Source organism: Streptomyces sp. SDT5-1 (assembly GCF_052245995.1).
GTDB lineage: Bacteria > Actinomycetota > Actinomycetes > Streptomycetales > Streptomycetaceae > Streptomyces.
Genome location: NZ_CM125963.1, coordinates 1,885,412 through 1,909,354, shown reverse-complemented (window position 1 = coordinate 1,909,354; position 23,943 = coordinate 1,885,412). Strand labels below are relative to the sequence as shown.

At 71.5% G+C, this 23,943-nt stretch carries 19 protein-coding genes; 14 read left to right on the top strand and 5 right to left on the bottom strand.

Annotated elements, in window-relative coordinates; genetic code table 11:
• Nucleotides 1-48 precede the first annotated feature (48 nt).
• From ACTWJ8_RS08920 to ACTWJ8_RS08910, 3 genes are all read left to right on the top strand, one after another.
• Nucleotides 49-438 (top strand): ribonuclease domain-containing protein, encoded by a 390-nt coding sequence (locus tag ACTWJ8_RS08920; protein ID WP_443263527.1) that lies wholly within the window; start codon nucleotides 49-51, stop codon nucleotides 436-438.
• A complete protein-coding gene (locus tag ACTWJ8_RS08915) occupies nucleotides 435-770 on the top strand; it encodes a barstar family protein (RefSeq protein WP_443263526.1) in 336 nt (111 codons plus the stop codon). The genes ACTWJ8_RS08920 and ACTWJ8_RS08915 overlap by 4 nt, the downstream gene beginning before the upstream one ends.
• Before the next feature lie 89 nt (nucleotides 771-859).
• Nucleotides 860-1,615 (top strand): IclR family transcriptional regulator, encoded by a 756-nt coding sequence (locus ACTWJ8_RS08910; RefSeq protein WP_356385617.1) that lies wholly within the window; start codon nucleotides 860-862, stop codon nucleotides 1,613-1,615.
• An 89-nt stretch (nucleotides 1,616-1,704) separates the two neighbouring features.
• On the opposite strand, the gene ACTWJ8_RS08905 is transcribed toward ACTWJ8_RS08910, so the two are convergent.
• Genes ACTWJ8_RS08905 through ACTWJ8_RS08895 form a run of 3 tightly spaced genes read right to left on the bottom strand, consistent with a single transcriptional unit; the run spans nucleotide 1,705 to nucleotide 6,400 of the window.
• Nucleotides 1,705-3,990 carry an FAD-dependent oxidoreductase gene (locus ACTWJ8_RS08905; protein ID WP_443263525.1) on the bottom strand — a complete coding sequence of 762 codons (2,286 nt, stop codon included), beginning with the start codon at nucleotides 3,988-3,990 and terminating at the stop codon, nucleotides 1,705-1,707.
• A 44-nt stretch (nucleotides 3,991-4,034) separates the two neighbouring features.
• Nucleotides 4,035-5,018: an NAD-dependent epimerase/dehydratase family protein gene (locus ACTWJ8_RS08900; protein WP_356385611.1), complete on the bottom strand. Its 984-nt coding sequence runs from the start codon at nucleotides 5,016-5,018 to the stop codon at nucleotides 4,035-4,037.
• Nucleotides 5,019-5,071: 53 nt separating this feature from the next.
• Nucleotides 5,072-6,400 carry an MFS transporter gene (locus ACTWJ8_RS08895; RefSeq protein WP_356385608.1) on the bottom strand — a complete coding sequence of 443 codons (1,329 nt, stop codon included), beginning with the start codon at nucleotides 6,398-6,400 and terminating at the stop codon, nucleotides 5,072-5,074.
• A gap of 346 nt (nucleotides 6,401-6,746) precedes the next feature.
• Here ACTWJ8_RS08895 and ACTWJ8_RS08890 point away from each other — a divergent pair, with 346 nt between their 5' ends.
• The 5 genes from ACTWJ8_RS08890 to ACTWJ8_RS08870 all read left to right on the top strand — a co-directional run bounded on the left by ACTWJ8_RS08890 (nucleotide 6,747) and on the right by ACTWJ8_RS08870 (nucleotide 13,185).
• Entirely contained in the window at nucleotides 6,747-8,189 is a 1,443-nt protein-coding gene (locus ACTWJ8_RS08890) for a GuaB1 family IMP dehydrogenase-related protein (protein WP_356385606.1), read from the top strand.
• Between the two features lie 319 nt (nucleotides 8,190-8,508).
• Nucleotides 8,509-9,978, top strand: a complete 1,470-nt coding sequence (locus ACTWJ8_RS08885; protein ID WP_356385603.1) for an amino acid permease — start codon at nucleotides 8,509-8,511, stop codon at nucleotides 9,976-9,978.
• Between the two features lie 10 nt (nucleotides 9,979-9,988).
• Nucleotides 9,989-10,441, top strand: a complete 453-nt coding sequence (locus ACTWJ8_RS08880) for an Lrp/AsnC family transcriptional regulator (protein WP_356385600.1) — start codon at nucleotides 9,989-9,991, stop codon at nucleotides 10,439-10,441.
• 158 nt (nucleotides 10,442-10,599) lie between these two features.
• Complete coding sequence (locus ACTWJ8_RS08875; RefSeq protein ID WP_443263524.1) at nucleotides 10,600-11,391, top strand: carbon-nitrogen hydrolase family protein; 792 nt, start codon at nucleotides 10,600-10,602, stop codon at nucleotides 11,389-11,391.
• A 75-nt stretch (nucleotides 11,392-11,466) separates the two neighbouring features.
• Nucleotides 11,467-13,185, top strand: coding sequence for a flavin monoamine oxidase family protein (locus ACTWJ8_RS08870; protein ID WP_443263523.1), 1,719 nt, complete (start codon nucleotides 11,467-11,469; stop codon nucleotides 13,183-13,185).
• A gap of 14 nt (nucleotides 13,186-13,199) precedes the next feature.
• On the opposite strand, the gene ACTWJ8_RS08865 is transcribed toward ACTWJ8_RS08870, so the two are convergent.
• Together ACTWJ8_RS08865 and ACTWJ8_RS08860 are read right to left on the bottom strand one after the other, a co-directional pair.
• Entirely contained in the window at nucleotides 13,200-14,135 is a 936-nt protein-coding gene (locus tag ACTWJ8_RS08865; RefSeq protein WP_356385591.1) for an LLM class F420-dependent oxidoreductase, read from the bottom strand.
• A 94-nt stretch (nucleotides 14,136-14,229) separates the two neighbouring features.
• Nucleotides 14,230-14,943 (bottom strand): DUF5995 family protein, encoded by a 714-nt coding sequence (locus tag ACTWJ8_RS08860; RefSeq protein WP_443263522.1) that lies wholly within the window; start codon nucleotides 14,941-14,943, stop codon nucleotides 14,230-14,232.
• A gap of 156 nt (nucleotides 14,944-15,099) precedes the next feature.
• Here ACTWJ8_RS08860 and ACTWJ8_RS08855 point away from each other — a divergent pair, with 156 nt between their 5' ends.
• The 6 genes from ACTWJ8_RS08855 to ACTWJ8_RS08830 all read left to right on the top strand — a co-directional run bounded on the left by ACTWJ8_RS08855 (nucleotide 15,100) and on the right by ACTWJ8_RS08830 (nucleotide 23,384).
• Entirely contained in the window at nucleotides 15,100-16,221 is a 1,122-nt protein-coding gene (locus tag ACTWJ8_RS08855; protein WP_443264848.1) for a glycoside hydrolase family 6 protein, read from the top strand.
• Between the two features lie 132 nt (nucleotides 16,222-16,353).
• Entirely contained in the window at nucleotides 16,354-17,772 is a 1,419-nt protein-coding gene (locus tag ACTWJ8_RS08850) for an amidohydrolase family protein (protein WP_443263521.1), read from the top strand.
• 88 nt (nucleotides 17,773-17,860) lie between these two features.
• Nucleotides 17,861-19,327, top strand: coding sequence for a nucleobase:cation symporter-2 family protein (locus tag ACTWJ8_RS08845; RefSeq protein ID WP_443263520.1), 1,467 nt, complete (start codon nucleotides 17,861-17,863; stop codon nucleotides 19,325-19,327).
• Nucleotides 19,328-19,339: 12 nt separating this feature from the next.
• Nucleotides 19,340-20,059, top strand: a complete 720-nt coding sequence (locus ACTWJ8_RS08840; RefSeq protein WP_356385580.1) for a GntR family transcriptional regulator — start codon at nucleotides 19,340-19,342, stop codon at nucleotides 20,057-20,059.
• Between the two features lie 66 nt (nucleotides 20,060-20,125).
• Nucleotides 20,126-22,375 (top strand): molybdopterin cofactor-binding domain-containing protein, encoded by a 2,250-nt coding sequence (locus ACTWJ8_RS08835; RefSeq protein ID WP_443263519.1) that lies wholly within the window; start codon nucleotides 20,126-20,128, stop codon nucleotides 22,373-22,375.
• A 79-nt stretch (nucleotides 22,376-22,454) separates the two neighbouring features.
• Nucleotides 22,455-23,384 carry an amidohydrolase family protein gene (locus ACTWJ8_RS08830; RefSeq protein ID WP_356385572.1) on the top strand — a complete coding sequence of 310 codons (930 nt, stop codon included), beginning with the start codon at nucleotides 22,455-22,457 and terminating at the stop codon, nucleotides 23,382-23,384.
• Nucleotides 23,385-23,943: the final 559 nt, after the last annotated feature.

The window sequence follows — 23,943 nt, the reverse complement described above, 5'->3', positions numbered from 1 at the left end:
GCTCCGCTCCGGGCCGCGCGCCTCCGGTTCTGGTGGCAGCATCGGCGCATGAGATGTGTGTTGCGAGTGGTGCTCGCCTGCCTGCTTGTGTTCGTCGTCGGCGGGTGTGCCGGGGAATCCGGGCAGCAGGCCTCCGGGGACGCGCCCTCCTGGGCGCGGGGCATGGCCACCGTGGCCGTCGGCGAGTTGCCGGAGGAGGCGCGGGACACGTTGGAGCTCATCGACGACGGTGGGCCCTTCCCGTACGAGAAGGACGGCAGCGTGTTCGGGAACTTCGAGGGGGAGCTGCCGAAGCAGCCCCGCGGGCACTACCACGAGTACACCGTGCGCACCCCGGGCGAGGACGACCGCGGCGCCCGCCGCATCGTCACCGGCACCGACGGGGAGACGTACTACACCGATGACCACTACGAGTCGTTCAAGGCGGTGCTTCGATGAGCGGGCTGCCCGCGTCCCCCGACCTGTGGACCGTCCGGCAGGTCGACCTGACCGGCGCCACGGACAAGACCGCCTTCATGGACCGCTGCGCCGCCGCGCTCGGGCTGCCGGAGTGGTTCGGGCGGAACTGGGACGCGCTGGCTGACTGCCTGTCCGATCCAGGGGTGTGGCCCGCTTCCGACCGGACGCTCGTGGTCGTCGTCTCCGGGTGGCGGGACTTCGAGGGGCGATGCCCTGACGTGTGGGGGACCGCGCTCGACGTGTTCGAGGACGCCGTCGGGCGGCGCGAGGACTCCGAGCCCGCACTCGGCGTCCTTCTGGCATTGCGCTGACCCGGATCCCGGTAAAGTCGTGCACTGAGCGCAAGTAGCGTGCACAGGGAGGGCGTGGAATGCCGGCGGACGCGGGGACCAATCAGAGCGTGGAGCGAGCGGTGGCGGTGCTGCGCGCCCTGGGGGAGGGGCGCCCCGAGCTGCGGGTCTCCGACGTCGCGGCGGCCGCGGGCCTCGGCGCCTCGACCGCGTCCCGGCTGCTCGCGACCCTGGAACAGCTCGACCTCGTCGAGCGCGACCCCGTGAGCAACCTCTACCGGCTCGGCCTGGGAACGCTGCCGCTCGCCGCCGTCGCCGTGAACCGGCACCCCGTCCACCAGGCCGCCCGCATGGTCCTGCAGCGACTGGCCGCGACCACCGGCCTGGGCGCGAACGTGGCGGTGCGCCGCGGGGACCAGCTCATGTTCCTGTGCAACTTCGAGGGCACCAAGACGCCCAAGGCCCAGACCCAGGCCGGGCACACCGCCCCCCTCCACGCCACCGGCATCGGCAAGTGCCTGTTGTCCGGGATGAGCGGGCGGGAGCGGCGCAAGCTGCTCGGCGACTCGTTGGCCGAGCACACGGAATTCACCCTCACCCGGCACGAGGACCTGGACACGGCGGTCGACGAGGTGCGTCGCAGCGGGTTCGCCGTCGAGGCGGAGGAGCGTGCCCTGGGGCGGGCCTCCCTGGCCGCGCCCGTGCGCGACGCCGAGGACCACGTGGTCGCCGCTATCTCGTTGTGGGGACCGGCATCGGAGCTTGGTCTGCCCGCGGGAGGCGAGACCCCCGACAGCCGCGCGGCCCTCGTGCGGCAGGTCATCGAGGCGGCGGACGCCGTGAGCCAGGGACTCGGGGCGCGCTGAGCCTCCCACCGGCACGTCCACATCGTGCGTGCGGCCTGCGGCCCACCCCTGGGTGGGCCGCAGGCCGCAGGTGTCGACCCCGAGGATGCTCAGTCGGCGTACACGCGGATCGCGTGGATGTGCGCCCGCTGAGCGCCGTGCGTGGCGTCGGCGAGCACACGCAACGCGTTCGTACGGACCGGCTCCCCGTCCTCGAACCGGTGCACCCGATGGCGGCGCCGGTTGTCGGTGACCGTCGTGAGGGTGCGCCACGTGCCGTCGGCTTCGAGGGCCTGCAGCCGGTAGCCCCGCAGCAGCTCCGGCATGACCTCGAAGGGCGTGCGGTGGCGGTGCAGATTGTTCAGGTACTCGTCCACGTCGTCGTCGAGAACGAGGTGCACGGTCCGCACGTCCTGTTCCGTGTTCCAGGTCAGCTGGAGGTGCTCCCGTACGTCTTCGGGGTCGTCGACGGTGGCCGACGACCACATCTGGGGGCCTCCGTACGGTCGCTGGTACCCGTTCACCGTCTTGTCGGGGGCGAACGCGGCGGTCGCCGGTGCGGCGCGGAAGGCGAACGAGCGGCGGCGCAGCTCGCGGGCCGACCACTCGATGACCGACTGGCCCTCCTCCTCCGGGATGTCGTGGTCCACGGCGGCGTCGCCCTCGGCCTTGCGCTGCAGGGCCAGGACGCCGTCGGTGCGCCACGGCAACAGGTGCAGGGCGACGCCCGGGGACCTGCGAACGAGCACGACCACGTTCTCCGGCGTCGAGGGCCGGTGGTCGAACCGTGCCGTGACCCAGCTCGGGGCGTCGTCGGCCGGCACGGTCACCGTCGTCGTCGCGAGGTGGTCGAGCGGCACACCGTTCTCCGGCAGCCGGGTGGACCAGAGCTCCACGGTGAGCTCGCCGCCGTCGGCCGAGGACGCCAGCAGGTCGACGGATTCCAGGCGGGGGTCGACCGGCAGCAGCAGGCCCACGTCGCGGGTGAGCGGGTACGGCTCTGGGGGCTGCCCGTCCGCGGGCTCCGCGGCCAGACGGTGCAGGTGGCTGGAGGCGGTGACGCGGGCGCGGGGAGCGAGGTCCGCCGGGTCGATGTCGCGGACACCGATCACGGACGCGTCCTGGCGCAGCAGCACCCGCCTGACCAGGTCGGTGCGCTGCGTGGCCAGGGTGCGCGGGTCGGTCTTCTCGGAGACGCACAGGGCGGCCGCGGTCCCGGCGGCCTCGCCGAGGGTGGCGCAGGTGGCCATGACCCGGGTCGCACCGAAGGCGATGTGCGTGGCGGAGATGTTGCGTCCCGCGAAGAACAGATTGCGGACGTTGACGGAGTACAGGCTGCGCAGCGGGATGTGGAAGACGCCGTCCGCGTACCGCTGGCGGGCGCCCGGCTCGTCCGCGTACATGCCCTGCACGGGATGCAGATCCACCGACCAACCGCCGTACGCGACCCGGTCGTCGAACTGGCGCTGCGTCAGGATGTCGTTCTGGGTGAGGACGTGGTCGCCGATGAAGCGCCGGTACTCCCGCTTGCCCGGGAGGCTGCCGACCCACTCGAGGGTGAGGTTGTCCGCGTCGAACTCCCCGGAGTTCTTGATGTGGTCCCAGATGCCCATGACGGCCGCGTGCAGCTCGTCGCGGATCGCCTCGTTGTCCTCGACGGTGTCGAGTTCGCCGCCCCACTCGACCCACCAGTAGTCGCAGCCGTTGTCCCCGGTCCGCAGGACACGGTTGCGCAGGATGGGAGTGGTGGACAGGTCCTTCGCGTAGGACGGTGGCACGAACTTGACCGGGCGGCCCGCGTCCTTCGTGTAGAAGAGGATCGTCGAGCCGAGCAGCTCCCCGTCCGCCTCAGGCGGGGCCCACGGTTCGTCGAACTCGCTCCGCGCCTCCCGGCCGATGCGGTGGCGGGCCCCGGCGAGGTGGCCGACGAGGCCGTCCCCTGTGCAGTCGAGGAACTGCTGCGCGCGGAAGGTGATCCGCCGCTCCGAGCCCATCATCCAGCCGGTGACCGACCGGACGACCCGCTCGTCCTCGGGGCCTTCGGCCTCGACCTCCCGCACGTCGGTGTTGAGGTAGAGGTCGATGAGCGGCTCGGCGAGGACCGCGTCGAGGACGACCTGGTCCCAGTAATAGGGGTTGCCCTCCGGGTTCCGGTACTGGTTCTCGGTGTAGAGCTCGCCCATGATGCCGGTCTCACGGGCGTAGCGGTGCACACCGTGTGCGGTGGCCCCGCACACCCACACCCGTACCTCGCTGCTGCTGTTGCCGCCGAGCACGGGCCGGTTGTGCACGAGGGCGACGCGGCGGCCCAGCCGGGCGGCGGCGACGGCGGCGCAGACGCCGGCGAGGCCGCCGCCGATCACCGCGATGTCGTGTTGGATCTGTTCGTCACGCATGAAGGTCGTTCCCTGTAGTCCTGATGGTGCGGGCCGAGCGGTGCTCAGGCGCCGTCGTGCCGCCGCTTACGGGCCTCGACGGCCTGCGCGACCATCTCCTCGGCCCCGATCCGCTGCCGGAAGCCGAGGAGTTCGCGGGCCCGGGCGTTGAGGGTCCAGTAGTCGGCCGCGGTGTTCGGCACGGTCACGTCGACGACGGGCAGCCCCGCCGCCGCGCCGAGGGCGCGGGCGAACTCCGCCAGGTCGGTGCTCTCGTCGGGGCCGAGCCCGAACACGCCGTCGACGGACGCGTCGGCCTCAAGGGCGAGGACGACGCCGCGCGCCAGATCCTCGGTGGCGAGGATGCCCATGCGCACGGGGCGGCCGTCGGCCCGCCGGGGTGCGATCAGGGCCTCGCCGCCGTCCCATGCCTCCAACTGCCGCACCACATCGGTGTTGCCCGCGGCCCGCTCCTTCTCCAGCCTGCGGTGCAGGAAGAACCGGGGGCCGGAGAAGAAGCTGTCGGGGTCGAGGAGCTCGGCCGGGTCCTGCGTGTGCGCGAAGCGCAGGGTGGTGACCGCCATGCCGTACTTGCGGCCCGCGAAGTCGGCGAGGTCCTCGCTCAGTACCTTCGTCATCCCGTAGTGGGTGGTGGCGTTCCGCGGGTGCGCCTCGTCGAGCGGCAGGTAGGCGGGGGCGTTCTCCGGGTAGACCTCGCCGGTGCTGGCCAGGACGAGGCGGCGCACGCCGTGCGGGGCCGCCGCCTCGATGAGCCGGAAGGTGCCGACGACGTTGGCCTCGAACATCGCGGCCGCGTCGGCGTCCCGCCACGACATCATGGCGCCGAGATGCGCGACGGCGTCGATGCCCGCGAGCCGCTGGTCTCCGGGCTCCAGTTCGGAGAACGCGGCCGTGACGTAGCGGACGCCTTCGACGGGGGAGGCGGGGCGGGCCATGTCGATGCCGGTGACCTGATGCCCGCGCTCGACGAGTTGAGCGGTGACGGCCCGGCCGACGCGGCCGGCGGCTCCGGTGACGACGATGTGCATGAGGGTTCAGTCCTTCTCGAAGAGGGCGTGCTGGTGGTCGGGGAGGGGCTCGGTCAGACGTCGCGCAGCGAGGTACCGGCCGTTTCGCGGGCCCGGGCGACCGTGACGAGGGTGATCAGCGCGCAGAGCGAGATGTAGAAGGCGGGCGCGAGGTTGTTGCCCGTGCTGCCGATCAGCCACGTCGAGAAGTACGGCGTGGCGCCGCCGAAGACCGCGACGGCCAGGTTGTAGGCGATGGCCATGGAGCCGTAGCGGATCGATGTCGGGAACAGCTCGGCCATCGCCGCGCTGGACGCCCCGTCGAACGCGGCGATCAGGCAGCCGAGGACGAGCATCGCGGCGAGCGCTCCCCAGGCGCTCCCCTGCGCCATGAGCAGGAACGCCGGGTACGAGAGCAGCACGATGCCCGCGCAGGCGCCGAGCATGACGGGCTTGCGACCCACCCGGTCGGACAGCATCCCCATGAACGGCACGGCCACCGCGATCGCCAGCAGTCCGACGGTCGTCACGGCGTACGAGGCCGTGCTGGAGAAGCCGAGCGTCGTCTGGAGGTAGCTGGGCATGAAGCTCTGCAGGCTCCAGTGGCCGACGGCCTTGATGACGACGAAGCCGCAGCAGAAGAGCATCGCCGCACGGCCTGTGCGCAGCGCGGTGCGCAGCGGGCTGCGCTCGACGGAACCCGTCTCCTCCAACTTGCGGAAGTCCGGCGTGTCCTCGAGCTTGCGCCGCATGTAGAGGCCGACCAGGCCGAGCGGCCCCGCCAGCAGGAACGGCAGGCGCCATCCCCAGGTGTCCATGCTGTGGTCGCTCAGCACGCTGGTGAGCAGCAGGACGAGACCCGAACCGGCGACGAAGGCCAGGAAGCCGAAGGTGTCCACGAAGCTGGAGAAGTAGCCGCGCCGCTTGGGTGTGGCGTACTCGGCGAGCAGCGCGGTGGCGCCGGAGCTCTCGCCGCCGGCGGCGAATCCCTGCACGAGGCGGACGAGCACGAGCAGCACCGGTGCCGCGAGCCCGATCGCCGAGTAGGTGGGCAGCAGCCCCATCACGAAGGTGGAGCCCGAGGTGAGCAGCACGACCATGGACAGCACGGCCCGGCGCCCGATCCGGTCGCCGAGCGGGCCGAAGAACAGGCCACCGAGGGGACGTACGACGAAGCTGGCGCCGAAGACGGCGAAGGAGGCCAGCAGGGAGGTCTGGGGGTTGTCGGACGGGAAGAAGTGCTTCCCGATCACGACGGCCAGCGTGCCGTAGAGCCCGAAGTCGAACCACTCGACGAAGTGCCCGACGCCGGCCGCGGCGAGCACCCTGCGGCGGGCTCCGCGCCGCTGCTCATCGGGGGAGTCGTCCGCGGCGCCGGTGGGGACGGGGGCTTCGTTGCTCACATCCATAGCTTTCGACATCGAACGTGCCTTCCTGGCGGCGGCCGCGCTGGGCGGCCTGCGCGACGGGTGTCCTGTCACTCGAAGTGCACTGTCCGGTGGTGACATCCACATAGTGCACGTGACTTGCGTACTCCGCAGTCTTGGTTCGGAGGCACCCCATGTCAAGAGGTGGAATGAAGGACGCATCGCGGCGGCCAGGCTTGGGTGATCAACCAATCGGGCGTTCTGACCTTGGGATGTTCGGCCCGGAGACGTGGATTCGGGTGGCGTGGGAAAATGAAGTACGTGCTTTGTGCCCCGGGAGCAGACTTCTGGGGCCCCCTTCTACCGACTGGGATGTCCGCACGTGCGTTTCCTCAATGACATCAAGCCCGCGTACGACCTGACGTACGACGACGTCTTCATGGTGCCGAGCCGGAGCGCCGTCGGCTCCCGGCAGGCCGTGGACCTGTCGTCGCCGGACGGTACGGGCACCACGATCCCGCTGGTCGTCGCCAACATGACCGCGATCGCCGGGCGTCGGATGGCCGAGACCGTCGCCCGTCGTGGCGGGCTCGTCGTCATTCCGCAGGACATCCCGATCGAGGTCGTCACCGAGGTCATCTCGTGGGTGAAGACCCGCCACCTCGTGCTCGACACCCCGATCGTGCTCGCCCCGAGCCAGACCGTCGCGGACGCCCTCGCGCTGCTCAACAAGCGCGCGCACAACGCCGGTGTCGTCGTCGACGGCGAGCAGCGGCCCGTCGGCGTCGTCACCGACCAGGACCTGACCGGCGTCGACCGCTTCACGCAGCTCTCCGAGGTCATGTCGAAGGACCTGCTGCTGCTCGACGCGGACATCGACCCGCGCGACGCCTTCAACAAGCTGGACGGCGCCAACCGCCGCTACGCCCCGGCCGTGGACAAGGACGGCAAGCTGGCGGGCATCCTGACGCGTACCGGCGCCCTGCGCGCCACGCTCTACACCCCGGCCACCGACGCGAACGGCAAGCTGCGCATCGCCGCCGCCGTCGGCATCAACGGCGACGTCGCGGGCAAGGCCAAGCAGCTGCTCGACGCCGGTGTCGACACGCTCGTCGTGGACACCGCGCACGGCCACCAGGAGTCGATGATCTCCGCGATCAAGGCCGTCCGGGCGCTCGACCCGCAGGTGCCGATCGTGGCGGGCAACATCGTGGCCGCGGAGGGCGTGAAGGATCTGATCGAGGCGGGCGCCGACATCATCAAGGTCGGTGTCGGTCCCGGCGCCATGTGCACCACGCGCATGATGACCGGCGTCGGCCGCCCGCAGTTCTCCGCCGTCCTGGAGTGCGCCGCCGAGGCCAAGAAGTACGGCAAGCACGTGTGGGCCGACGGTGGCGTCCGGCACCCGCGCGACGTCGCCATGGCGCTGGCCGCCGGTGCGTCGAACGTGATGATCGGGTCCTGGTTCGCCGGGACGTACGAGTCGCCGGGCGACCTGCAGCACGACGCCCAGGGCCGCGCGTACAAGGAGTCCTTCGGCATGGCCTCCGCGCGCGCCGTGAAGAACCGGACGAGCGAGGAGTCCGCGTACGACCGCGCCCGCAAGGCGCTCTTCGAGGAGGGCATCTCCACCTCGCGGATGTTCCTCGACCCGCAGCGTCCCGGCGTCGAGGACCTGATCGACTCGATCATCGCGGGCGTCCGCTCGTCCTGCACCTACGCGGGCGCCAACTCGCTCGCCGAGTTCGAGGAGCGCGCCACCGTCGGCATCCAGTCCGCCGCCGGCTACGCCGAGGGCAAGCCGCTGCACGCCAGCTGGAGCTGACCCCTCCCGCGCCACCGCTTCGAGACCCCGCGTCCCTCTCCGGAGGGGCGCGGGGTTTTGTCGTTTCCGGACCATTCGCGCGCAATGAACCAAACGTCGCGCGCAATGATCGTTCACCTCGCGGAATGTAGCGCAACGATCATGCGCGACTGCGCAAGGTTGCTGCATTACACCTGAGAAGAGAACTCCTCTAAAGTCATCCGCTGTACGTTGCGTGGCGGGGGTTCGGCCTGCTCGGCGGGACCCGTTTTCGGGTGTGCTCCGCCGCGTCCCCCTCGCTGCGGTCAACCCCACCCGGCAGCGATCAAGGAGCCAGCCCGTGCTCGACCACGGCGCACCCCCGCGCACCCCGCAAGCCGACCCCGCGCCCGCGGGGTTCGGTGCCCGCCTCATGCGGCGCAAACCGGTGGACCTGCTGGTCGCGGAGGGCGGCCAGGGCGAGGGCGGCTCGCTGCGGCGCTCCCTCGGGCTCTGGCAGCTGACCATGATCAGCATCGGTGCCACGCTCGGCACCGGCATCTTCGTGGTGCTCGGCGAGGCCGTCCCGAAGGCCGGTCCCGCCGTCACGCTGTCCTTCGTGATCGCCGGTCTCACCGCGCTCTTCTCGGCGCTCTCGTACGCCGAGCTGGCCGGCACCATCCCGGTCGCCGGCTCCTCCTACTCGTATGCGTACGCAACGATGGGCGAACTTCTCGCCTGGGTCTGCGGCTGGTGCCTGGTCCTCGAGTACGGCGTCTCGGTCGCCGCCGTGGCCGTCGGCTGGGGCGAGTACCTCAACGAGCTGCTCGACGGGACGATAGGCGTCACCATCCCGGCGGCCCTGTCCGCGCCGCCCGGCGACGGCGGCATCTTCAACCTGCCGGCGCTCATCGTCGTCCTGCTCGCCATGGTGTTCCTGCTCGGCGGCGCCAAGGAGTCGGCGCGTGCCAACACCATCATGGTCGCCGTGAAGATCGCGGCGCTGCTGCTCTTCTGCGTCATCGGCTTCATGGGCTTCAAGTCCGGCAACTACGAGAACTTCATGCCGCTCGGCATGGCGGGCGTCAGTGCCGCCGGTGCCACGCTCTTCTTCTCGTACATCGGCTTCGACGCCGCCTCCACCGCCGGTGAGGAGGCCAAGAACCCGCAGCGCGACCTGCCCCGCGCCATCATGCTGTCGCTGATCATCGTCACCGCGCTCTACGTCCTCGTGGCCGCCGTCGCCGTCGGTGCCCGCAAGTGGACCGGCTTCACCGACTCCGAGGCGACCCTCGCCGCGATCATGAAGGACGTCACCGGGCAGCCCTTCTGGGGCACGGTCCTGGCCGCCGGCGCCGTCATCGCCATCGCGTCCGTCGTGCTCACCGTCCTCTACGGCCAGACCCGCGTGCTGTTCGCGATGTCCCGCGACGGCCTCGTCCCCAAGGTCTTCGCCAAGGTCCACCCGAAGACCGGCGCACCGCGCGCCAACACGATCATCGTGTCCCTCTTCTGCGGTGTCCTCGCCGCGGCGATCCCGCTCGGCCAGCTCGCCGACGCCACCAGCATCGGCACGCTCTTCGCGTTCGCCCTGGTCAACATCGCCGTGATCGTGCTGCGCAGGACGCGCCCCGACATGAAGCGCACGTTCCGGGTGCCGCTCTCGCCGATCCTGCCGATCGCCGGATTCGGGTTCTGCGTGTGGATGATGGGCAGCTTGTCCGCGATCACCTGGATCGTCTTCGGTGTCTGGATGGCCGTCGGTCTCGTGTTCTACTTCTGTTACGGGATGCGCCGCTCCCGTCTCGCCGAACCCGCAGCCCAGAAGTGACACACCTGCCTTGCTGAACGATCTCGACGAACGCATCGTGCACGCCCTCGCCGAGGACGCCCGCCGCTCCTACGCGGACATCGGACAGATGGTCGGCCTCTCCGCGCCCGCCGTGAAGCGGCGCGTGGACCGGCTGCGGGCCACCGGCGCGATCACCGGCTTCACGGTGCGGGTCGACCCGGCCGCGCTCGGCTGGGAGACCGAGGGGTTCATCGAGATGTACTGCCGCTCCAACACCTCGCCGGAGGCGATCCGGCGGGGCCTGGAGCGTTATCCCGAGGTCGCGTCCGCCTCCACCGTCACCGGTGAGGCGGACGCGATCGTCCAGGTCTTCGCCTCCGACATGCGGCACTTCGAGCGGGTCCTGGAGCGGATCGCGGGGGAGCCCTTCGTCGAGCGCACGAAGTCGGTGCTCGTCCTGTCGCCGCTGATGCGCCGCTTCACGTCCGGTTCGCCCACGTAACGGGCCCCGCGGGCCCCGCGCAACGAATCGCCGCGGGAGCCGAGAATCGCGCAACGAACAGCTCGCCAGCATGCAACAGGTGCTTCTTGTCCACGGGTGGCGGCCGACCGTAACTTCTAGGTGACCCCCGAACCCACCCGTACCGGTTGAGGACACCCATGCGCACCGCCCTGCTCCAGAGCTCAGGACACCTCGGCTCGACCGCCGCGAACCTGAAGGTTCTCGACGCCGCCGCGGGCCGGGCCGCCGCCGCGGGCGCCGGGATCCTCGTGACCTCGGAGCTGTTCCTCACCGGGTACGCCATCGGGGACGACGTCGCCCGGCTCGCCGAGCCCGCCGACGGGGACGCCGCCGACGCGATCGCCGAGATCGCCCACCGGCACGGCCTCGCCGTCGCCTACGGCTACCCCGAGCGGGACGGCGACACGGTCCACAACTCCGTACAGCTGATCTCAGCCGACGGCACGCGCCTCGCGAACTACCGCAAGACCCACCTCTTCGGCTGCTTCGAGCGCGAGCAGTTCACGCCGGGCGACCAGCCGGTCGTGCAGGCCGAGGTGAACGGTCTGCGGGTCGGCCTGATGATCTGCTACGACGTCGAGTTCCCGGAGAACGTACGGGCGCACGCCCTCGCCGGCACCGACCTGCTGCTCGTGCCGACCGCGCAGATGCACCCCTTCCAGTTCGTCGCCGAATCGGTCGTCCCGGTGCGCGCCTTCGAGAACCAGATGTACGTCGCGTACGTCAACCGGGTCGGCGCCGAAAGCGAGTTCGAGTTCGTCGGGCTCTCCACGCTCGCGGGCCCCGACGGGGTCGCCAGGGCCCGCGCGGGCCGGGCCGAGGAGCTGGTGTTCGCCGACGCCGACCCCGACTTCCTCGCCGCCTCCCGTGCGGCCAACCCCTATCTGAGCGACCGCCGCCCGGCGCTGTACGGCCCGCTCACCTCCTGAGGCCCCGCCCCCGGCCCCGCCTCAACTCCCGCTTCCTGCCCAGCACTTCAGCACCCCGCAAGGAGTCCGCACCCCATGACGTCCACGGTGCCCACCGCAGCCCAGCACACCGAGGGCCAGCCGCCCATCACCATGTTCGGGCCGGACTTCCCGTACGCGTACGACGACTTCCTCGCCCACCCGGCGGGCCTCGGTCAGATACCCGCGACCGAGCACGGCACCGAGGTGGCGATCATCGGCGGCGGCCTGTCCGGCATCGTCGCCGCGTACGAGCTGATGAAGATGGGCCTCAAGCCCGTCGTGTACGAGGCCGACCAGATCGGCGGCCGGCTGCGCACGGTCGGCTTCGAGGGCACCCCCGCCGGGGCCTCCGACCTCACCGCCGAGATGGGCGCGATGCGCTTCCCGCCGTCCTCCACGGCGCTCCAGCACTACATCGACATGGTCGGCCTGGAGACGAAGGCCTTCCCGAACCCGCTCTCCGAGGCTACGCCCTCCACCGTCGTCGACCTCAAGGGCGAGTCCCACTACGCGGAGACGCTCGCCGACCTTCCGCAGGTCTACCGGGACGTCGCCGACGCCTGGAACAAGTGCCTCGACGAGGGCGCCGACTTCTCCGACATGAACCAGGCGATGCGCGAGCGCGACGTGCCGCGCATCCGCGAGATCTGGTCCAAGCTCGTCGAGAAGCTCGACAACCAGACGTTCTACGGCTTCCTCTGCGAGTCAGAGGCCTTCAAGTCCTTCCGGCACCGCGAGATCTTCGGCCAGGTCGGCTTCGGCACCGGCGGCTGGGACACCGACTTCCCCAACTCCATCCTGGAGATCCTGCGCGTCGTCTACACCGAGGCCGACGACCACCACCGCGGCATCGTCGGCGGCTCCCAGCAGCTGCCGCTGCGCCTGTGGGAGCGCGAGCCGCAGAAGATCGTGCACTGGGCGCCCGGCACCTCGCTGTCCTCCCTGCACGCCGACGGCACGCCGCGCCCCGCCGTGACCCGGCTGTCCCGCACCGCGGGCAACCACATCACCGTCACGGACGCCGACGGCGACATCCGCACGTACAAGGCGGCGATCTTCACCGCGCAGTCGTGGATGCTGCTGTCCAAGGTCGACTGCGACGACGAGCTGTTCCCGATCGACCACTGGACGGCGATCGAGCGCACGCACTACATGGAGTCCAGCAAGCTGTTCGTGCCGGTCGACCGGCCGTTCTGGCTGGACAAGGCCGTCGACGACAGGGGAAATCCGACCGGCCGTGACGTCATGTCGATGACGCTCACCGACCGGATGACCCGCGGCACCTACCTCCTGGACGACGGGCCGGACAAGCCCGCCACCATCTGCCTCTCCTACACGTGGTGCGACGACAGCCTCAAGTGGCTGCCGCTGTCCGCGAACGAGCGCCTCGAAGTGATGCTGAAGTCGCTCGGCGAGATCTATCCCAAGGTCGACATCCGCAAGCACATCATCGGCAACCCGGTGACCGTGTCCTGGGAGAACGAGCCGTACTTCATGGGCGCGTTCAAGGCGAACCTGCCCGGCCACTACCGCTACCAGCGCCGCCTGTTCACGCACTTCATGCAGGAGACGCTGCCCGAGGACCGGCGCGGCATCTTCCTCGCAGGCGACGACATCTCGTGGACCGCCGGATGGGCCGAGGGCGCCGTGCAGACCGCGCTCAACGCCGTGTGGGGCGTCATGCACCACCTCGGGGGCGGCACGGACGCCTCCAACCCCGGCCCCGGCGACGTGTTCGATGAGATCGCGCCGGTGGAACTCCCGGAGGACTGAGGGCTCTCCGGGGTCTACACCCCGGCCGCCCGCGCCTTCTCGTACAGCTCGGCCGCGACGTCCTTGAGTTCCTGGGCGTCGCGGGCCTGGCCCTGGAGTTCGATCAGGATCTCGTCGAGGCCCACCTCGTCGTGCGCCACCAGGTCCTCGACGATCTGGTCGACGCTGCCCTGGAACGGGCGGCGGTCGTCGCCCGTGTACGGCTCGCGGGTGTGGACGGTGTTGGCCCGCAGCACCGTCTGGAGCGGAGCCGTACGCCCACGCTCCTCGGCGAGCGCCTGGAGATCGGCCCACTGCTGCTTCAGGTTCTCCGCGCCCATCGCCGCAGGCATCCAGCCGTCCGCCCTGTCGACCAGCCGGCGGGCGGCCTTCGGGCTGTTGGCCGGAAGCAGGATCGGCAGCGGCCCGGCCGGCTTGGGCCCGACCACCGACGGCGCGATCGTCGTCAGCTCCCCCTCGTACGACACCGGGTCGGGGCCCCACACCGCGCGGCACACGTCGATCAGCTCGTCGAGCACCTTGCCGCGCCGCTCGAACGGCGCCACGCCCGCCGCCGCGTACTCGTCGTGCGACCAGCCCGTGCCGACCCCCGCGACGACGCGGCCCCCGCTCGCCGCGTCGAGCGAGGCCAGGGAGCGGGCCAGCTGGAAGGGGATGTGCAGCGGCGCCACCAGCACGCTCGTGCCGAGCCGGGCCCGCGACGTGGCCGACGCCGCGAGCGCGAGGGTGACCAGCGGATCGGCGACCGAGCGGTACTGGTCGGGCCACGGCAGGCCCGGAATCCCGTACAGACCCTGGGTCGCGGGCTCGGGGAACAGGACCCGCTCGAACACCCACAGGCTGTCGTAGCCCACCGCCTCCGCCGCGCGCGCCACGTCCGGGACGTCCCTGCCGATGTCGTACTGGCGCATCTGGGGCAGTCCGAGGCCGAGTCGGGTCGTCTTCGCCATGCTCGTGCTCCTTCGCTCGACAGCGCGTGTCCGACTGTCAACGTCCGGACGCGGCACGGGTGTTCCCGGCGTGCCGGACGGGCAGGTCGGGGGCTCAGTCGGGCAGCGGGGTCAGCAGCATCCGGCCCACCAGACCCACCGACGTGTCGAGGCGGTGCGTGAACTCGGCCGCCACGGACGGCAGTTCGCGCAGCGCCCACAGCGCGCGGGCCGCGCCCCACGCCCCGTCACGGGCCCGCTCCAGGCTCCACGAGCCCAGCAGATGCGTCAGCGGATCGGCGACCTGGAGCAGATCGGGGCCCGGCATCAGCTCTTCGCGGATCCGCTCCTCCAGCGTCACGAGGAGGTCGCCCACGCGCTCGAACTCGTCCTCCAGGGCATCCGGTGCGCAGTCGAGCGTGCGACACGCGTCCACGACGGCGAGCGCCAGATCGTGCCCGATGTGCGCATTGACGCCCGCGAGCGCGAACTGCAACGGACGTACGCCGGGATGCCGCCGGAACTGGAACAGCGGCCGCCAGCAGGCGGGCGGGCGCGCGCCGTGCGCCGCCGCGTCGACCGCCACGAGATACCGCTCCGCGAACCGGACGTCCAGCGTGACCGCGGCCGCCGCGTCCGGAAAGCCGCCCGCGGGGCCCTGCGCGACGGCCCTGCCGACCGCCTCCGTGACGGACAGATAGACCCGGTTGAAGACGGCCACACCGTCCCGCGGCGGCAGATCCGCGCCGAGCGCGCGCATTCTCGCGATCACGATGTCGACCCCGTGAGCGGGGACCCGGGCCTGTGCGAACCGCTCCAACTGCGCCATGGACGCAGCGTCTCAGCCGTAGCCTTGCGCGGACGTCGGCGGGCCGGGGGCTTCCCCAGAACGAGGGAACGGCGGACCAGGAGGGGGAGGGGTGCGGTGTCGGGCTCACGTGCGCGGCGACTGGCCGAGCGGCGGACCGAACGCAGACGCAGGACCGTGCGCGGCGCGCTCGCCGCGGCGGCCTCCACCGTGGTCGCCGTCGGCACCGTGGCGGGACTCGTCTCCGCGCTCGACGACGGCGCGGGCGGCACCGAGGCGGCCCGCCCGACCGCGAGCGCGACCCCGAGCCTGCGCCCGCTGCCCGCCGTGCCGACACCCACGCCGTCCCGCGCGTCGCCGTCCCCGTCGAAGAGCGCGAAGCCCTCGCCCCGCCGCACCACCCGCGCACCGAAACCGGCGCCCAAGTCGCCCGCCGCGAGCGGGCTCTACCGCTACGGCGACTCCCAGGTCCTCGACTGGGTGCGCGCCAACCGCTCCGACCCGCGCCGCCCCCTCATCGAGTCCCGGATAGCGAACCGCCCCGCAGCCGTCTGGTTCGCCGACTACGCGCCCGCCACGATCACCGCCCGGGTGCGCGCCGTCACCTCGGCGGGCGCGCGCGCGGGACAGGTGCCGGTGCTCGTCCCGTACGCGATCCCGGAGCGGGACTGCGGAGGCCGCTCCGACGGCGGGGCGCCCGACCTCGACGCGTACGGCGGCTGGATCGAGCGGTTCGCGCGCGGGCTCGGCACCCGCGAGGTCATCGTGATCCTGGAGCCCGACGCGCTCTCCCAGACGGAGTGCCTGTCCAAGGGGCAACAGGCCGACCGCTACGCGGCGTTGGCACGCGCGGGCCGCACCCTGAAGGCCGCGAACCCGCGCGCCCGCGTCTACTACGACGCCGGGCACTCCGCCTGGAACCCGCCCGGCACCCAGGCCGCCCGGCTGCGCGCCGCCGGAGCGGGAGCGGCAGCGTCGTCCGACGGCGTGTTCACCAACGTCTCCAACTTCTACCGGACGTCGGACGAGATCGCGTACGCCCGCAAGGTGCTCGCCGCGCTGGGCGGGCCGAGCGGCCTCGGCGCCGTGATCGACACCAGCCGCAACGGCAACGGCGCCCCGGCCGACGGCGAGTGGTGCGATCCGGACGGCCGCAAGCTGGGGCAGGCCCCGACGCTGCGCACCGGGGAGCCGCGGATCGACGCGTACCTGTGGGTGAAGCTGCCCGGCGAGTCGGACGGCTGCAAGGGCGAACCGGGCACGTTCACGGCGGACTACGCGTACGAACTGGCGGACTGAGCCGACGGCTCGCGCTCCCGCTCCCGTAAGTCCCGTACGTACATGAGGGGTTGACACTTCCAGTGGCCGGAATATGTTGCATGCAATGTGAAACATGGCCGATGCCCGAGATCCCTGGACCCTGGAGGCTCGATGGAATCCGTGCGGCAGCGCGACCCACGCGAATGCGACCTTCTCCTCACCGGTGGCCACGTGGTCACCGTCGACGACACGAGGAACGTGTACGAACCCGGCGCCGTCGCCGTGTCGGGCGACCGGATCGTGGCCGTCGGCTCCGCGGCGGAGATCGAGGCCGGGTGGCGGGCAGCGCGGGTGCTGGACTGCCGGGGCCGGGCGGTGCTTCCGGGGTTCGTCGACGGCCACAGCCATCTGTTCCAGGCGCTGGCCAGGGGGCTCGGCGAGGGGCAGTCGATCTGGCCGTGGCTCTGCGCGTTCATGTGGCCGTACTCCATCGCCGTCGACCCCGAGGACGCCCGGGTCGCGGCGACGCTCGGCGCGGTGGAGGCGCTGCGCTCGGGCATCACCACGGTCGTCGACAACCACTACGCGCCGACCGACGCGGAAACGGTTCTCTCGGTGGCCGACGCCATCGAGTCGACCGGTCTGCGGGGCGTCGTCGCCCGCGGCATGGTCGGCCACAAGACCGCCGTCGCCGCGGCCCGCGGACTGCCCGACGCCCTCTTCCGGTACTCCGTCGCCGAGGAACTCGACATCACCCGCGACTGCATGCGCCGCAGGCCGCCCGGCTCCGCCGTCGAGATCTGGCCCGCCCCGCTCAACCTCAGCTACGGCGACCAGGACCTGATACGCGGCGCCGCCGAGCTGGCCCACGCCTTCGGCGCCCGCTGGCACACCCACTGCAGCGAGGGCGCCAAGGACCCGGCGAGCTACCTCGACGCGTACGGCGTCAGGCCCGTGAGCTGGCTCGCCGCGGAGGGGCTGCTCGACGAGCGCGCCACCCTCGCGCACGCCGTCTGGCTCGACGACGCCGAGGTCAAGGCCGTCGGCGAACACGGCGCCCGCGTCGCCCACAACCCGGCCTCCAACGCGTACCTCGCCTCCGGAGTGATGCCGCTGCGCCGGCTCCGCGAGGCCGGGGCCGTCGTGTCGCTCGGCACCGACGGGCCCAGCGCCGGGCACCGCCAGGACATGTTCGAGGTCATGAAGCAGACCCTGTTCGCGCAGCGCCTCGACACCCTCGACCCGGCGGTCGCCCGCTGCGAGGAGGCCCTGGAACTCGCCACCAGGGAAGGCGGCCGCTACGTCGGATCCGGCGCGGGCGTGCTCGCGCCCGGCGCCCCCGCCGACCTCGTCGTGGTCGACCTCGACCGGCCCCATCTGCGCCCGCTGCACCGCACGGTCGCCGCGCTCGTGTACTCCGCGCGCGGCGGCGACGTCGAGACCACCGTCGTCGGCGGGCGCGTCGTCGTCGAGGACGGCCGCTGCACCCTCGTCGACGAGCAGGCGCTCATGGCCGAGGCCCAGGAACGGGCCGAACGCCTCGTCCACCGGGCCGGACTCGCTCCGCTCACCACCCCCTGGAACACCTGAAAGCCACAGGTCACGGCCGTCCGTCCACGGCCCCGGTACATGCGCAACGAGACAACACCCGCAGCGCCGGGTGGAGGGAGCAACGCACATGTCCGAGAAGGAAGTTCAGGGCGGGACGGCGGAAGCGGAGGCCTCCGGGGCGCCGCGCAAGGACGCCGTCGACTCCGTGCCCGCCGTGTGGCGCCTCGTCGTCTACGGATTCCAGCACGTGCTCGCCTTCTACGCGGGCGCCGTCGTGATGCCGCTGCTCGTCGCCGAGGGCATCGGCATGAAGGGCGAGGACATCGCCCTGCTCGTCAACGCCTCACTGCTCACCTGCGGCCTCGCCACCCTGCTCCAGTCCGCGGGCCTGCCGGGCATCGGCATCCGGCTGCCGGTGGTGCAGGGCACGTCCACCACCGCCGTGCCCTCGCTGGTGTCCGTGGGGCTCGCCGCGGGCGGGGCCGAGGCGGGACTGCCGACCGTGTTCGGGGCGGTGATCGCGGCGGGGCTCGCCCTCTTCGTCGTCGCGCCCGTCTTCAGCAAGCTGGTGCGCTTCTTCCCGCCGCTGGTCACCGGCACCATCGTGACCATCGTCGGGATCACGCTGCTCGCCGTCGCCGCGCGGCAGGTGGGCGGGGGAGACCCCAGCCGCGGCTCGTTCGGCTCGCCCGCGCACCTGGGGCTCGCCGCCGTCACGCTCGTCGTCATCCTGCTCCTGCACAAGCTGTCTCGGGGCTTCCTCGCGACCGTGGCGGTCCTCGTCGGCCTGTTCGTGGGCACGGTCGTCGCCGCGATCGCCGGATTCGCCGACTTCTCGGGCATCGCGTCCACCCCGTGGGTGGGGACGGCGGCGCCGCTGCACTACGGGGCGCCGAGGTTCGACGTCGTCGCGGTGCTCTCGATCGTCCTCGTCATGGTCATCATCGCTGTCGAGTCCATCGGGCAGTTCTTCGCCGTCGGCGAGATCGTGGACCGGAAGGTCGAGGGCAAACACGTCACCCGCGCCCTGCGGGCCGACGGCCTGGCCACCGCGGTCGCCGGAGTCTTCAACTCCTTCCCCAGCACGGTGTACTCGCAGAACATCGGCCTCATTCGGCTGACCAGGGTGAAGTCCCGCTGGATCGTCGCCTCGTCCGGCGTGATCATGATGGTGCTCGGGCTCGTCCCGAAGGTCGGCGCGATCGTCGCCGCGATGCCGGCCTCCGTCCTCGGCGGCGCCACCATCGTGCTGTTCTCCACCATCGCCGTCGTCGGAGTGCAGATCCTCTTCCAGGCCGACCTGACCGACCAGCGCAACACCATCCTCGTCGCCGCGAGCGTCGGCGTCGGGTTCCTGCCGACCGCGTTCCCGCAGTTCGCCGAGCAGATGCCCGGACGGCAGCTGCACGCGCTGTTCGAGAGCGGCATCATCCTCGGCACGCTCACCGCCGTCCTCCTCAACCTGTTCTTCCACCACCTGCGCATCCCCTTCGGGAGGCGGCGAGGAGACCGGTCGAAGGACGCGAAGGACGCCGGATCCATTGACGGGCCCGAACATTACATGCAACATGTTTCCTCAACGGGCAAGAGCTGAGGGGGAGTTGAGATGAGCGCAGAACGTGCGGTCAATCCGGTCGCGGCCGGCAGCCTCCTGGCCGACCGGGCGTACGAGGAGCTGAAGGGCGCCGTCCTCGCGAACCGGCTGCGCCCCGGCGACGCCCTCTCCGTGCCCGCCCTCGCCGCGCAGCTGAGCATCAGCCGCAGCCCGGTGCGCGAGGCCGTGCAGCGCCTCATCCACGACGGACTCGCCACGCACGTCCCGCACAAGGGCGCCGTGGTCGCCACCGTCGACGTCCACGACGTGCGCCAGCTGTACGTCGTCCGCGAGGTCATGGAGGGACTCGCCGCCCGCCTCGCCACCGAGCGCCTCGACGCCTCCCGGCTCGCCGAACTCCGCGACCTCCTGGAGCGGCACGAGCGTGAGGTCGGCACCGGAGTCGACGAGCGCACGCACATCGAGATGGACATGGCCTACCACCGGATGATCCGCGAAGTGGCCGGCAACCCCCATCTCACCGCGGCCCTCGACACCATCCAGGGCCGCGCCCACCTCGCCCTGCACCAGCTGTGGCGCGGCCAGGAAGCGCCGCGGCTCGCCGTCGCCGAGCACCGCCGGATCTTCGAGGCGATGACCTCCGGCGACCCGGACGCCGCCGACCTCGCGGCCCGCGACCACATCCGCAAGCTCCGCATCCGCCTCTCCCAGGCGGTCGCTCCGGGCCCCTCGGAATCCGCGGAGCCCGGCCGCGTACGCCCCGTCGACTAGCGCCACAGCAGCTCGTTCGCACGATCAACTCCCGTTCAGCGCAAGCCAGAAGGGAAGTGAACGACCGTGAGCACCGCAACCGGCCCCGCCACCGCTGTCCGTGACGGCGTCGGCGCCAGCAGCACACGCCCCGACGGCCGACTCAAGGTCAAGGGCGACTTCGCCTACTCGTCCGACCTGCGGGCCGAGGGCATGGTGTGGGGCGCCACCCTGCGCTCCCCGCACCCCAGCGCCCGCATCGTCCGGCTCGACACGACCGCGGCGCTGCGGCTGCCCGGAGTGGTGGCGGTGCTCACCCACGACGACGTACCCGGACGGTCGACGTACGGCATGAAGGTCTCCGACCAGCCCGTACTCGCCGCCGACCGCGTCCGCTACCAGGGTGAACCGGTCGCCCTCGTGGCCGCCGATCACCCCGAGACGGCCCGTAGGGCGCTCGCGCTGATCGACATCGCGTACGAGGAACTGCCCGCGCTCACCGACCCCGAGGAGGCCGTACGGGGCACGGGCCCGCTCGTCCACGCCGAGCGCGTCGACGGCAAGCGCGGCAACGTCGTGCGGCACGTCCGCATCCGGCACGGCGACGTCGCGGCGGCCCGCGCGGAGGCCGACGTGATCGTCAGCGGCACGTACGAGGTCGGCATGCAGGACCAGGCCTTCCTCGGCCCCGAGTCGGGCCTCGCGATCCCGGCCGACGACGGCGGAGTCGACGTCTACGTCTCCACGCAGTGGCTCCACGACGACCAGCACCAGATGTGCGCCGCACTCGGCCTGCCGCCCGAGAAGGTACGGCTCACGCTCTCCGGCGTGGGCGGTGCCTTCGGCGGGCGCGAGGACGTGTCCGTGCAGATCCACGCGGCGATGCTCGCGCTGCGCACCGGCCGCCCGGTCAAGATGAGCTACAACCGCGAGGAGTCCTTCTACGGACACGTGCACCGCCACCCGGCGCGCATGTGGTTCGAGCACGGGGCGACGCGCGAAGGACGCATCGTGTTCGTACGGGCGCGGCTGCTCTTCGACGGCGGCGCCTACACATCCACCTCGCAGGTCGTCATCGCCAACGGCTCGTACTTCGCGGCCGGAGCCTACGACGTGCCGCACGCCGAGATCGACGGCTTTTCCGTCTTCACCAACAACCCGCCCTGCGGCGCGATGCGCGGCTTCGGCGCCGTCCAGTCCTGCTACGGCGTCGAGTCGAACCTCGACAAACTCGCGCGCGAACTCGACATGGAACCGGTCGAGTTGAGGATCAGGAACGCCATGACGACCGGGACGGTGCTGCCGACCGGACAGGCGGTGGACGGCCCGGCGCCGGCGGCGGAACTCCTGGAACGCCTGCGGGCGCGACCGCTGCCCGAGGCGGGCGAAGGACCGTTCGGGAAACCGGGCGGCCTCAACAACACCAGCCGCGGGGAAGGCGTGCGGCGCGGCGTCGGATACGCCATCGGGGTCAAGGCCATCGGCTTCTCGGGCGGCGTCGACGACCGCTCCGTCGCCCGCGTACGGCTCGTCCTGAACGGCGGCGAACCCGTCGCCGAGGTGCACACCGCCGCCGCCGAGTGCGGCCAGGGCATCGTCACCGTCCAGACCCAGATCGCCCGGACGGAGCTGGGCGTCGAGCGTGTGGTGGTGCTCCCCGCCGATACGTCCGTCGGGGACGCGGGCTCGTCGTCCGCCTCGCGCATCACCTGGATGAGCGGGGGAGCGGTGCAGGGCGCGTGCAAGGCGCTGCGCGAACGGATCGCGGAACTGGGCGACCGCAGGGCGCTGCCCGAACTGCTCGCTGAATACGGCCCGTTGGAGGCGGAGTACGAGTACGCGCACCGCCGCACGTTCCCCATCGACGACGAACGGGGGCAGGGCGACGCCCACATCGCGTTCGCGTTCGCCGCGCACCGGGCGGTCGTGGACGTCGACACGGAGCTCGGGCTCGTGAAGGTGGTGGAACTGGCCACCGCGCAGGACGTCGGCCGGGCCATGAACCCGCTCGCCGTGGAGGGCCAGATCGAGGGCGGCAGCGCGCAGGGCCTGGGCCTCGCCGTGATGGAGGAGCTGCGGGTCGAGGACGGGCGGGTGCGCAATCCGTCGTTCACCGACTACTTGATCCCCACCATCGCCGACATGCCGCACGTGCCGATCGACCTACTCGAACTTCCGCACCCGGACTCGCCGTACGGCCTCAACGGCGTCGGCGAGCCGCCCACTCTGTCCTCGACTCCGGCGATCGCGAACGCGCTGCGTGCCGCGACCGGCCTGGAGCTGGCGAGGGTGCCGGTGCGGCCCGAGGACATCGCCGCCGAGACGGAAGGGAGGTGAGGCGGGCCCTGCCCTGGGTCCCCAAACGGTCCACCAGTGAACGAACACGGTTGGAACCAGCTGGGAAGGAAGCATCACCTTGATCATCGACACCCATATGCACCCGACCAACATCGTCGACCAGGCGTGGCGGCACGACGGCTCCCCGTTCACGGGCGAGCGCACGCTGGAGATGATGGACGGCCCGTACATGATCAACGGCAAGCCGCGCCGCATCGACTACGGCTGCATCATGCCGCCGCCCGGCAACTCCGTCTGGCAGGACGGGATGCGCACCGGGCGCGAGGGCATCCGCGACTACATGTCGTACATCACCGAACTGGTCACCACGTACCCCGACCGGTTCATCGGGAACTTCATGTACAACCCGCGCTTCGGGCCCGAGAACGGGGCGAAGGAGCTGGAGTTCCACGTCAAGGAGTACGGCTACAAGATGCTCAAGCTGCATGCCAACATGCACGCTTACCGGCCCGACCGGGCGCTCGACTGGCTGCGGCCCGTGCTGCGCGTCTGCGACGAACTGGGTGTCGTCGTCCTCATCCACACCGGGGACGGGCCGTACTCGATCCCGACGCAGTTCTACCCGATCATCCGGGAGTTCACCAACGTCAACTTCATCCTCGCGCACTTCGGGGTGCAGACCGGCGGCGTGTACTGCTTCGAGGCGCTCTACATGATCCTCGACTCTCCGAACGTGTACGGGGAGTCCGGGTGGCTGCTCCAGTCGCGGATCGTGGAGTTCGCGCAGCAGATGGAGAAGCACCAGCTGGTGTTCGGGACGGACTCGCCGCCGAACGAACCGGGCATGTGGGCGCGGGAGTTGGAGGTGCTGTGCGGGCCGCCGCCGCAGGGCATGAACCTCTCCGAGGAGGACCTGGAGGGGTACCTCGGCAACAACATGGCCAAGCTCCTCGGCCTGAAGCCGACGCCGCCGCCGCGGAACCAGGAGGAGGCGCAGCTGCGGCTCACGGACACGTATGCGTCGCTGGATCGGGTGGCGCGGGCGTGAGGTGACGTGGGGGTGGGCGGGGGCGGTTCGGCCTGCGGCGGGGCCGCGCCCGCGGCGTTCCCACGGGGCTCCACCCGCCCCCGCTCGCATAACCCACCCGTCCCTACGCCTCGGGGCTCCGCCCCGGCCCCCGCTGCTCAATCGCCGCAGGGGCTCGATCTGCCCCACCCGCCCCCCTTCAGGGGTGTAGGCCCCACGGGGAACCGCAACTGGTGCGGTCGTTCCCGCGTCGGACGCCGTGTGAACGGGCCGCACCCGCCTCGGGCAAGCAGCCGCCGGAACGGCTCCCAGCCCGTGACGGTCGACCGCCACCGCCTTGGGCAGTCTGCCGCCCAGGGCGGCAGGGTGGGCAAGGCGGCCCCCGGTTCCGCGCAATCGGCGGGAGGCTTCGGCCACGGGTATGAGCCGCGGCGCCGCGCGGCGGGAACGGTCGAGTGGGGCCCCGGCCCCGGTGCGGCTCAGTGGAACGGTGCGGCGCAAGGGCACGTCCGTCGCCCACGGGGGCCGAAGCCCCTGGAGGGGGCGGGTGGGTGGGAGATAGGCGGGCCACGGGGAGTCG